General features: G+C 45.6%; 10 protein-coding genes and 2 pseudogenes. 9 read left to right on the forward strand and 3 right to left on the reverse strand.

Annotated features, from left to right (window positions below; translation table 11 throughout):
* Positions 1-128 precede the first annotated feature (128 nt).
* From IQ270_RS23980 to IQ270_RS23990, 3 genes and pseudogenes are all read left to right on the forward strand, one after another.
* Positions 129-602: pseudogene (locus tag IQ270_RS23980) on the forward strand (ACT domain-containing protein); the annotation flags it as partial.
* 25 nt (positions 603-627) lie between these two features.
* Positions 628-945 carry a DUF6883 domain-containing protein gene (locus IQ270_RS23985; protein ID WP_193975693.1) on the forward strand — a complete coding sequence of 106 codons (318 nt, stop codon included), beginning with the start codon at positions 628-630 and terminating at the stop codon, positions 943-945.
* A 16-nt stretch (positions 946-961) separates the two neighbouring features.
* Complete coding sequence (locus IQ270_RS23990; RefSeq protein WP_193975694.1) at positions 962-1189, forward strand: DUF4926 domain-containing protein; 228 nt, start codon at positions 962-964, stop codon at positions 1187-1189.
* Positions 1190-1279: 90 nt separating this feature from the next.
* On the opposite strand, the gene IQ270_RS23995 is transcribed toward IQ270_RS23990, so the two are convergent.
* The gene (locus IQ270_RS23995; RefSeq protein WP_193975695.1) at positions 1280-2200 is read right to left on the reverse strand and encodes a glycine betaine ABC transporter substrate-binding protein; all 921 of its coding nucleotides are present in this window, start codon (positions 2198-2200) and stop codon (positions 1280-1282) included.
* Between the two features lie 199 nt (positions 2201-2399).
* Here IQ270_RS23995 and IQ270_RS24000 point away from each other — a divergent pair, with 199 nt between their 5' ends.
* Entirely contained in the window at positions 2400-3767 is a 1368-nt protein-coding gene (locus tag IQ270_RS24000) for an aldehyde dehydrogenase (protein WP_193975696.1), read from the forward strand.
* Between the two features lie 363 nt (positions 3768-4130).
* On the opposite strand, the gene IQ270_RS31410 is transcribed toward IQ270_RS24000, so the two are convergent.
* Complete coding sequence (locus IQ270_RS31410) at positions 4131-7055, reverse strand: tetratricopeptide repeat protein (protein ID WP_228056643.1); 2925 nt, start codon at positions 7053-7055, stop codon at positions 4131-4133.
* 160 nt (positions 7056-7215) lie between these two features.
* Between IQ270_RS31410 and IQ270_RS24010 the strand changes: the two genes are divergently transcribed.
* The 5 genes and pseudogenes from IQ270_RS24010 to IQ270_RS24030 all read left to right on the forward strand — a co-directional run bounded on the left by IQ270_RS24010 (position 7216) and on the right by IQ270_RS24030 (position 9443).
* Positions 7216-7485, forward strand: coding sequence for a hypothetical protein (locus IQ270_RS24010; protein WP_193975697.1), 270 nt, complete (start codon positions 7216-7218; stop codon positions 7483-7485).
* Positions 7486-7616: 131 nt separating this feature from the next.
* Positions 7617-7907 (forward strand): annotated as a pseudogene (locus IQ270_RS24015) (Uma2 family endonuclease); the annotation flags it as partial.
* Positions 7908-8178: 271 nt separating this feature from the next.
* Positions 8179-8550: a DUF433 domain-containing protein gene (locus tag IQ270_RS24020; RefSeq protein ID WP_193975699.1), complete on the forward strand. Its 372-nt coding sequence runs from the start codon at positions 8179-8181 to the stop codon at positions 8548-8550.
* A gap of 17 nt (positions 8551-8567) precedes the next feature.
* Positions 8568-8912 (forward strand): hypothetical protein, encoded by a 345-nt coding sequence (locus IQ270_RS24025; RefSeq protein ID WP_339384302.1) that lies wholly within the window; start codon positions 8568-8570, stop codon positions 8910-8912.
* Positions 8913-9086: 174 nt separating this feature from the next.
* Entirely contained in the window at positions 9087-9443 is a 357-nt protein-coding gene (locus tag IQ270_RS24030) for a 4a-hydroxytetrahydrobiopterin dehydratase (RefSeq protein ID WP_193975700.1), read from the forward strand.
* Between the two features lie 93 nt (positions 9444-9536).
* On the opposite strand, the gene IQ270_RS24035 is transcribed toward IQ270_RS24030, so the two are convergent.
* Positions 9537-10301, reverse strand: a complete 765-nt coding sequence (locus IQ270_RS24035) for a response regulator transcription factor (protein WP_193975701.1) — start codon at positions 10299-10301, stop codon at positions 9537-9539.
* Between the last annotated feature and the right edge of the window lie 282 nt (positions 10302-10583).

A 10583-nucleotide genomic window follows, 5' to 3' on the forward strand; every position in this document is an offset into this window, starting at 1 on the left:
GGTTGTACCGATCGAACATTTAGGCAATTGTTCGTTTCGCAAAGCAAGTTATGCAACGGATGTAACAGATGTAACGGATAGATGGATGGAAGAATGTTTTAATGGCAAATTGCCAATTTTTAATTCCACCGAGTTCGTCTCCGAGCAAATCGCCGATCGCAGGTGTAGAAGGATTGCTCTACCATTTATCGGGCTGTTGCTGTCCGATTCCAGGGGAATCAATTATTGGAGTTGTGACTCGCACTCGCGGAATTTCGATTCACCGCCAAGGGTGTTCAAATGTTGAGAATGTGCCTGGAGATCGGTTAGTTCCTGTGAGTTGGAATTCGAGCGATCGCAGTGCTAGCCGCCCCAATACTTATGCTGTCAACATTCAAATCGAGGCACTCGATCGAGTCGGAGTCCTCAACGATGTATTGTCGCATTTGAAGGACAACAAAGTCAACGTCCGCAGCGCCCAAGTCAAAACCTATCCCGGATTGCCCGCATTAATTGACTTGTGCATGGATATCGAGGATAAGGAACAATTCGAGCGCACTTGTATGCAAATTAAAAAGATGAGCGATATTTTGAATTTGCGGAGGCTGAGCGAAGCTGAGTGAAGAAACTTAAAAGGAAAGTCTTCCTATGCCAAAACTCAGCCTTAACTCGGTTATTCCTTCAGCAAAGCTGACCAACTATTTATTAATCCGGCTTCCTAAAGACGACAAATCTCAGTTTCTCGATCGAGGTGGTTACAGTCTAGAAAACTGGCAACAACTCGATCGAGATTTAAGAAGCCAGATACTTCCCCTGGAAGCGGAGCAAATGGAAAACACCAGATACGGTCAAAAGTACATAATTAAAGGCAGTTTAACAAATCCAAACGGTACGATTTTACAAGTTAAAACCGTTTGGATAGTTACTTCATCCGAAGCGAGATTTGTTACATTAGTTCCTGATTGACAAGAGGTAATCCGCCATGAAATTTGAAATTTTTTCACAGGTAGCATTGCGCGAAGACATCCCCAAATACAATCTAAAAAAAGGTGCTACAGCAACTATCGTCGAACACTACCAGATGCCGGAAGGAGAAGAAGACGGTTATAGCTTAGAGGGTTTCAATGTCGAAGCAATTACAGTTGAAGTTGCCGAGTCCCAGATTGAATCAATCAAAGCTCCAGTTTTGCAGCTTGGCAAATTAAGCTAACGCCGACATCCGCTAGAAGTATATGTATGCGTGCGCTGCACACCTTACCAGACGTAGCGTGTCAAACCACTTTTTGCATAATTCCTGCCTTTATTTCGCCGGAGTCGCAGGCTTTGAGTCGCCCAACTTTTGCTGCAAAAACTGCCGCGCCACTTGGGCGGCATCCTCCTGTTTTCCATCAACTTGATAGTTGAGTTTCCGCATATCTTCCTCGGAGATTTTGCCGCCCAATTCTGCGAGCACTGGACGCAATTCTGGGTATTTCTCCAAAATTTGCGATCGCACAACCGGAACAGCTTGGTAGGGCGGGAAATAATTCTTATCATCTTTGAGCACTACCAAACCCAAGCTTTGAATCAAACCGTCCGTCGTATTTCCAGCAATCACATCAACCTCTTTTTGTTGCAGCGCTTGATAAAGCAGTCCTAACAGCAATTCCTTCGGTTCTTCGGCAAACTTAATCCCGTAAGTTTTAGCCAATCCAGGAAATCCATCTTCTCTGTCTTTAAATTCCGGGCCAAAACCAGCCCGCAGTTTTGGTGCAGCTTTTCCCAATTGCGAGAGAGTTTGTAAATTGAGTTTTTTAGCCTCGTCTCCGCGCATAATAATCGCAAAACTGTTATTAAATCCCAGCGGTTCAGTCCATTCTGCTTGAAACTGTTTGGGATATTCTTGTTTGAGGTAATCGAGGACTTTTTTGGGATCGGAAATCGGTTTTTGTTTGAGAATGTTGGTAAAACCTGTGCCCGTATATTCGACGTACAAGTCGATTTTACCCGTTGCTAGGGATTGATGGCAAAGCGCACCTCCGAGGTTGAGTTCGCGTTCTACTTTGATGTCGGTTTTGGCTTCGATGTGAATAGCTAAAATTTCTGCTAGAATCAGTTGTTCGGTAAAGTCTTTCGAGCAGATGACAACTTGTTTTTGGGAATTAGAGGTACATCCTGCTACTGCAAACAAACAAAGCAGCCAGCAGGAATAGAAAAAAAAATCGTTTCTAGATATTTTCATGAGTTAACGGTATAATTGGTAATTGGTAATCGATTTTAGTAAACTATTTTAGGAACGGGCAAGATGCCCATTCCACAAGAACTTTGAATTTTGGTGGAACGGGCATCTTGCCCGTTCTTAAGAATGGTGCAACATTTCAATTTTACCCCATTTCCCTTGTCCTGTTGTAACATTTATTTATAGACATGGAGGACAAAAAATGGTAATCGGCATCAGCGATATTATCCAGCAGCAGCGGCAATTTTTTGCGACTGGGAAAACGAAAGATGTAGATTTTCGGATCGAACAACTGAAGAAACTCAAAAGCGCGATCGAACTCAATCAATCACGAATAGTCGCTGCTGTCAAGGCTGACTTGAATCGACCGGAGTTTGAGGCTTATTTTGAAATTGCATCTATCGCCGAAGTTAATTATGCCATCAAAAACCTGAAATCTTGGGTAAAACCGAAAAAAGTGTCAACTTCGATCGACCAATTCCCCGCCTCAGCCCGCATTTACCCGGAACCTTTAGGCGTAGTTTTGATCGTCGGGCCTTGGAATTACCCATTTCAGCTCATGATATCACCTTTGGTCGGGGCGATCGCCGCCGGCAACTGCGCCATCCTCAAACCTTCGGAAATCGCCTCGCACACTTCCGAAGTTGTCGCCGACATGATTTCCAAAACCTTCGATCCCGCCTACGTAGCAGCCGTCGAGGGAGGCGTGGAAATCAGCAAACAATTGCTAGCCGAAAAATTCGACCACATTTTCTTTACTGGAGGCACAAAAATCGGTAAAATAGTTATGGAAGCCGCAGCCAAACACCTGACACCAGTCACCTTAGAATTGGGCGGCAAAAGTCCTTGCATTGTAGACTCAGACATTCAAGTTGAATATACTGCAAGACGCATTGCGTGGGGCAAATTTATCAATGCCGGTCAAACTTGTATCGCTCCCGATTACCTGTTAGTTGACAAAAAAGTTAAACCCGCTTTGATGCAAGCAATAAAAGCGTCAATTCACGAGTTTTACGGCGACGCTCCGCAGAAAAGTCCCGACTATTCCCGAATTATCAATCAGCATCATTTAGGACGTTTGGCAGAGTTTATCAAAGATGGTGAAATTGTCGTTGGTGGCCAAACTAACGTCGAAGACAAATATATTGCGCCGACGGTAATTGACAAGGTTTCCTGGGATGCGCCGGTGATGCAGGATGAGATTTTTGGCCCGATTTTGCCCGTTTTGGAGTATGAAGAACTCTCAGAGGCGATCGCCCAAATCAACGCCCGCCCCAAACCGCTAGCTTTGTATTTGTTCTCGAAGGATAAGCAGAAACAAGAACGAGTTTTGCGCGAAACTTCTTCCGGGGGAGTTTGCATCAACGACACGGTTATGCAAGTCGGAGTTACAACCTTACCTTTTGGCGGAGTTGGCGAAAGTGGCATCGGTAGCTATCACGGGAAAGCCAGTTTTGATACTTTTTCACATTACAAAAGTGTGCTGCAAAAGTCATTCTGGCTGGAGTTGCAATGGCGGTATGCTCCGTATAAGGGGAAGTTGGATTTGATCAAAAAGGCGATCGGTTGAAATGATATAAACGGAGGAGACGGCTTGGCCTTTGTCCCTACAAGAAAAGTCCTTTCTTTCTAAATGTTCTTGGACTAAGCGCGAGACTCAGAAACCGGGTTTCTTCAGACAATCTCGTCAGGAGGCGTAAATTGTCGCAGAAACCCGGTTTCTTGGACTAAGCGCGTGAGACTCAGAAACCGGGTTTCTTCAGACAATCTCGTCAGGAGGCGTAAATTGTCGCAGAAACCCGGTTTCTTGGACTAAGCGCGCGAGACTCAGAAACCGGGTTTCTTCAAACAATCTCGTCAGGAGGCGTAAATTGTCGCAGAAACCCGGTTTCTTGGACTAGGCGCGAGACTCAGAAACCGGGTTTCTCCTTTTCTAATCAGATTTATGCCATTCTTTCTCGATTCTTTCCAAATCCTTCGCCGCTCCCAATTGTTGAAAAATTCGATGTGCTGTATCGTAATGTTTTTGAGCAATTTCTGTGTTGCCGCGCTTGCGATTAAGTTGCGCGAAACAGTAGTTAGTTTCGGCAATATGCCAAGTCATCCCCTGTTTTTCCATTTTGTCTAAAGCTTCTGTTAACAGTTGTTCTGCTGCATCTAGATTGCCTTTACCGAGTTCATTTTCTCCCAGACAACCGATCGAAGTTGCTATCCCTTGGCGATCGCCCAATTCTGTCATCAATGCCAAACATTGCCGATAAAGTCGCTCAGCTTCATCCCAATTGCCGCGATTTCGCTCAATATCTCCCAACACTCCCCAAGAAGAAGCCATCCCCGCGCGATCGCCTAATTCTTGTCGCAACTGAAAAGACTGTCGCTTTAACTGTTCTGCTTCATCCCAATTGCCACGCAATCGCTCGATATCTCCCAACAATCCCCAAGAAGTTGCCATCCCCGCGCGATCGCCCAATTCTGTTTCAATTGCCAAACATTGCCGATAAAGTCGCTCAGCTTCATCCCAATTGCCGCGATTTCGCTCAATATCTCCCAACGATGCCCAAGAAGATGCCATCCCCGCGCGATCGCCCAATTCTGTCCTCAAAGCCAAAGATTGCCGGTAAAGTCGCTCAGCTTCATCCCAATTGCCGCGATTTCGCTCAATATCTCCCAACACTCCCCAACAAGTTGCCATCCCCGCGCGATCGCCCAATTCTGTCATCAAAGCCAAAGATTGCCGGTAAAGTCGCTCAGCTTCATCCCAATTGCCGCGATTTCGCTCAATATCTCCCAACATCCCTAACGAAGTAGCAATCCCGCTCTGATTACTATTTTCTTCTTCCATTGACAACGCATCTTTAAAATATTCTTCTGCTAAATCCCAATTCCCAAAATACCGATGAATTGCACCTAATTCTATCAAGCAATAGGAACGTCGCTCGCCTTCAACATGAGGTAAAATTTGCTCGTGCAATTCTTTTGATAAATTCCAGTATCCCCATAGTCTTAAATATTCATTTGGGATTAAATAGTAAGCTTCCCCATAATTGCCCAACCTAAAGGCAAAATGTTGAGCTTCCATAACAGATTGTAAATCTGCTAAAGTTTGAGGATTTTCCACATTTTTACCAGTGCAGTAAAACTTATACACACTTTCCAGCAGTTGTGGCAATTCCTGTCGATATTCCCCTTGCAAAAACTCCTCGATCACCCGGTGCAAATCGTAAAAATCCTCACATTTATCCTCATCATAGCGACTCTGCACCAAACTAGCACCGACTAATCGCTCTAAAAGTGCTGCTGTCTCGCTAATTTCTGCATCTGTCAATTCCGCCGGTTCTTCTGATATTGCTGCTAATTCAAAGCGGATATCTTTTTCAACATCCGTATACAGTCGCAAAAAAGTTAAACCCCTCACATCTATAGGCACTCGCAACACACACATCCGAGAGACTAAATCTCTTGCCGCTGCACTTTGCCTCGCCAATTGTTCTCGCAACATCGGTTCCACCTTCTTCGTTACCAATTCAGGATGCTTCCGCAAAGATCCCGGTTTTCCCTTGCCGATAGCCACCAATTGAGTTAATAAAAAAAGATGACCTTCAACCCGCCGAGATATCCACTGCAAATCAGCCAATTTATCAGTCAACTGTCGCTGCAAAATCTCCACACTCGCCCTCTCATCCACCCCTTGCAACACTTCAATATGCACCAATTCCGCATCCGGCGCTAACCCCGGATAGCGGGTATCTGCCAAATCCCCAGGCACTTCCCGGCTGGTTAAAATTGTTTGCGATTGGTGCTGCTGATAAACCAAAGCATTCAGCAACTTACCCCAATCCGGTGAAATCGTTCGATGTACTTGCGACGAATCAAAACCATCTGGATTTTCCCCCTCAACCGCCGAACGCAAAATAGGTTCCAGGTTGTCGAGTATCAACAGACAGCGAGTTTGGTGCAAACCCATCATAATTTTTGCAATTTTTTCTTCAGGCTTTTTCAACTCCGCCGCCCCCGGAATCCCCAAACCTTCACTTAACACAAATCCAGCCACTTCATCAAAACTAATTCCTTTATATACCTTGAAATACATCACGCACTCATAACCGCCCGCCAGCAAACTTTTCCCAGCTTGAGAAACCGAATGCTGCCAATTCATCCCCAATCCTTCGACAAGTTTAATCGCCAAACTCGTTTTACCCATACCGCCTTGCCCGACAATCACCAATACTTTCGGGGGCGAACTTCCATCGGGTAGTATCGGTACTAATTTAGCAGTTAATTTTGCCACCAATTCATCGCGCCCTTTCCACACAGGCACCGATTCGGGCATCTGAGAAACAGCCACCCGGATTGATTTATCGGGAGGGCAATCTGTCGTAGCATTACTCTCGGTTTTCTCCTCAGTATTTTGCCTGTTGTTAATCGAAATACTGATACCTGGTGCACCGCCCCACACTTCTGCCAACTTTTGCAAATTCTCTGTTTGGTTTTTACTCCACAGCTTCAGAGTGAAATTCTTATTTGAATTGCCCCGTCTTTCCGACTCCGGGATGTGATTCTTCAGAATTTTCAGATTTTTGTCGAGATAATTATTCAGTACCTCACCGATATACAGTCTAACTTGCTTGTCAGATGTTGTCTTATTTGGTTTGAAGGCATTTAAGGCATTGTTATCTTTCAGCAAGTGGCGCAGGGATTCCAGCGTCGCCGTGACGTGCAAATTAGTAGTTGTTTCATCTTCCCATTCGGCGACCAGATGAGTGATGTCATTTCTATTATTTAACTTATAATCTAGCAGCGCCTCCACCAAATCCTTGACTCGCTGCCAAGACTTATCGCCTTCTCCCAGATTGGGCATAGATTTTCAAAATAAGTTGCTAAAAAAGTTTCGGGATTCCCGATACCGAATGACCGTCCCGAATATCCCTAATTCCTAGTATAGCAGAGTTGCAGCCATTGTTGGGCATTAGGGTATCCCGAAATTTGATACTCAATTTAGTTGAGTTTGGGAATGATTTATGGGATTGTCGAAACAGCATGGATGGATGATTGCAGAAGCGGTTGTGGGTACTGTAGTCGGTGCTCTCAATTCTTCGGCGGGGCTAGTGCTGACTGTTGGTTTGGTGGGTTTCCACCTCTGTTTTGACAAAAATGAAGAGGAACAGTTGCGCTGCCCTCTGGAACAAGTTTTAAACACCGAGGAAGTTTCGAGGCTTCATTTTTGCAAGGGTTGCCCGTTTCGGGAAGGGGCGATTGATGTACAAAAAGTTGAAGAAGAGGGTGAGTAGATGAATCGGCGGTTGAAACCGCCTCTACACACACAAAGTCCGCCTCCGCAGACTAATAGAAAATACTTTTGTCCTCCCCTTATTACTCTTGGATTGAGTTAAAATAATATCAATTATTATTGCCACTGCTTATGCTTCCTTTTAAATATCCCGTGCCTCAAACAGAGCCGCCCCGATCGCCCAAAGAAACACTCCCGACAATGTACGATCTACCTAGCGAAAATGCGGAGGAACCTGGGAAGCCTGATCAATTTCACGGCTTGCAATCACAGTTGCTGAGCTACACCTTCGGCCCTTCCACCTATTCAGCTTCCCAAATATTTAGCGGAAGCGACATGAATCTTTACTATGACGTGCGTCATCCGCTTTGGTACAAGGGCCCGGATTGGTTTGGAGTTGTGGGAGTTTCCCGATTGTATGATGAAGTCGATGCACCGAACAAGAACAACAGCGCGCCGAACAAGCCGAAGCTAGGTTAGAGTCTTTGGTGCAAAGGCTGCGGGAATCCGGCATCGTTCCCGATCGACTCTTGAACGGTTAATCCTAAATTGGGCGGGTTTTGTAGAAAGCGCGATCGCTCTTTTCATCAGTCTGGACAAAAAGGGCGATCGAACTTCTATTTACCTCAGCCTGACTCACAGCGCTCCTGCTATAATTAAAATTGGTTAAGTGTTCGATAGCTATCCAGAGACAATGACCAAAACAGTTAAAGTAAGTGTACTCAACCAACCAAAACAATTAAAAGACTATTTTGATTTTTGGGCGGATGATGATATTCGCATTAAAGAGACGCGCATTGGGATCGAGGATATTCTTGATGAATACATTTATGGTAAGAAATCACCAGAAGTCATAGCAGAGCTGTTTCCGACAGTAACTTTAGAGCAGATTTACGCTACAATTTTTTACTATCTACAAAATCCCGAAATTGTAGGAAAGTATGTAGAAGATTGGTTGGAGTACACTCTAAAAGCACAGGCAGGACACGATGAAAATCCTCCCCCTGTTGTGTTCCGGCTTCGGAAGTTAAAAGCAGAACGCGAAGCGAATCTGGCTGCACAATAAATGGCAATTCAGTCCTTATCGATGAAAATATGCCGCCATTATATCGCGAACAGCTATTGCGTTATCTACCGAATTTAATTGTCCGCACGGTTGGCGATTCAGGCGTGCCACCTAGAGGCACACTCGATCCAGAAATTCTAGTTTGGTGTGAAGAAAATGGTTTTTCACTGATAACTAAAAACCGCCGTTCAATGCCATTTCACTTGGCAGGTCATTTAAGCACAGGTCATCATTTACCAGAAATTTTGGTGCTTCGCCGTCAAGCAGATGTCGGTCAAGTGATTGCCGATTTAGTATTAATTGCAGAGGCGGCTGATGATGATGAATATCTAGATCGCATTAGTTATGTACCTTTAGCTTAGGAATGAAAATTTAATAACTTACCATTTTTATTGTTCTTGTGAGATGGGCATCTGGCCCGTGCAGAAAGGACGGGCTATAGATCCCATCCCACAATTATCTGTAAATTATTTAATTCACGATCCTTAGTCCTAATAGAATACTCAGAAAACTATCATCTAACTAAAAAGCAATTTATGCCCACCCTACCGCAAGAAAAATGTGCCGCCTGCCTCCCAAACTCTCCCCGCGTCACAGCTTACGAAATTGTCCAACTTAAGCCTCAAATTCCCGACTGGAATTTGATTGAAAAAAATGGCATTCCTCAGTTAGAACGCACTTACAAATTCCCGGATTTCAAAAGTGCGATCGCCTTTACAAACAGCGTCGGCGAAGTCGCAGAAACTGAAGGACATCACCCGGCGCTGTTAACCGAGTGGGGGAAAGTTACGGTAACGTGGTGGACTCACGCGATTTCTGGACTGCACCGCAACGATTTTATTATGGCGGCAAAAACAGATGCGATCGCCCAAAACGCGATCGCACAGCGGTAGAAACCAGGTTTACAAAAATCTGTTAGCCTTCCCCAAGGGTAGTCCGCTCACCTGCGGTGTCAACCAGAGCGGGTAAATTTAACCGTCGGTTCTTCAACCCGCCGAGGCCGGTTTTGTTTCGACAAACCTGGTTTCTACCCCTCTGTCTTCTGGTGAATGCAGTTGATTTGTATTCAAAAACTCCAGATTTAGCCGATAGCCGACATTCCGCACAGTTTGAATTAGGCTCGGTTGACGCGGGTCGATTTCGATTTTTTTACGCAAAGAGAGTACGTGAGTGTCGATCGTCCGGGGGTTGTCAATCGCATCAGGCCAGGCCCGACGCAGCAAATCGGAGCGCGACAGGGGCACTCCTCCAGCTTGAGCCAGCACGTACAGCAGGCTGAATTCTTGAGGAGTCAGCTCGATGTGTTGCTCGTACAACCTGACTCGGCGCTGCACCAAATCAATTTTCAGCAGCCCGCACTCGAGCGTCGCCGGCGGTATCATCGTGCGGTTGCGGCGCATCAAAGCCTCCACCCTCGCCATAAACTCTTGCATCCCGAAAGGTTTAGTCAGGTAATCGTCTGCCCCTGACTTCAAACCTTCAACAATATCCGCTTCCGAATTCCGCGCCGACAGCATCAAAATCAGCGATTGCTGCTGCAGCCCGAGCCAGCGACAAAATTCCAAACCGTCCCCATCCGGCAATTGGGCATCCAGAATGACTAGGGTTGGCTGACGGCTAAAAAATATTTCCCTAGCGTGACTGATATCTGCTGACTGGTGCACCCAGTGACCGACTTGCTGTAAATGCCAGCCCAAGAGCGATCGCAGGTGCGGATTCCCTTCAACAATTGAAATACTTGCAGATCCCACAGCGGCGAGCTTCCCTTATCACTAATGGCTACCAGGTTAACAGAGCTTTTGTCAAGGTTTTGTAACCATTGCTACTCCAGGCTTAGCTCCATTTAAAGCTCCGAACAAACCTATGGTATGAATTTTAAAGATTTTGTCAAGTTGGGATCGTCATTCTCCAGAAAGGTTAAATCACTGTGGCGGTGACATTACAATAAAAATAAGACAGCGTACAGCCGATCGCCCCTATGCCCCAACCGCCTGCCCAAACCGAACCCCCCGACAAGGTTCCTAGTTCTAGGA

Origin of the sequence: Microcoleus sp. LEGE 07076, assembly GCF_015207455.1 — a bacterium.
In the GTDB taxonomy this organism is placed as follows: Bacteria; Cyanobacteriota; Cyanobacteriia; order Cyanobacteriales; family Microcoleaceae; genus Microcoleus.

Bases quoted from the DNA above. Each gene is read 5' to 3' on its own strand.
- IQ270_RS31410 (WP_228056643.1), bottom strand. From the start codon at position 7,055: ATGCCCAATCTGGGAGAAGGCGATAAGTCTTGGCAGCGAGTCAAGGAT.
- IQ270_RS24020 (WP_193975699.1), top strand. From the start codon at position 8,179: ATGACCAAAACAGTTAAAGTAAGTGTACTCAACCAACCAAAACAATTA.
- IQ270_RS23995 (WP_193975695.1), bottom strand. From the start codon at position 2,200: ATGAAAATATCTAGAAACGATTTTTTTTTCTATTCCTGCTGGCTGCTT.
- IQ270_RS24000 (WP_193975696.1), top strand. From the start codon at position 2,400: ATGGTAATCGGCATCAGCGATATTATCCAGCAGCAGCGGCAATTTTTT.
- IQ270_RS24030 (WP_193975700.1), top strand. From the start codon at position 9,087: ATGCCCACCCTACCGCAAGAAAAATGTGCCGCCTGCCTCCCAAACTCT.
- IQ270_RS24010 (WP_193975697.1), top strand. From the start codon at position 7,216: ATGGGATTGTCGAAACAGCATGGATGGATGATTGCAGAAGCGGTTGTG.
- IQ270_RS23985 (WP_193975693.1), top strand. From the start codon at position 628: ATGCCAAAACTCAGCCTTAACTCGGTTATTCCTTCAGCAAAGCTGACC.
- IQ270_RS23990 (WP_193975694.1), top strand. From the start codon at position 962: ATGAAATTTGAAATTTTTTCACAGGTAGCATTGCGCGAAGACATCCCC.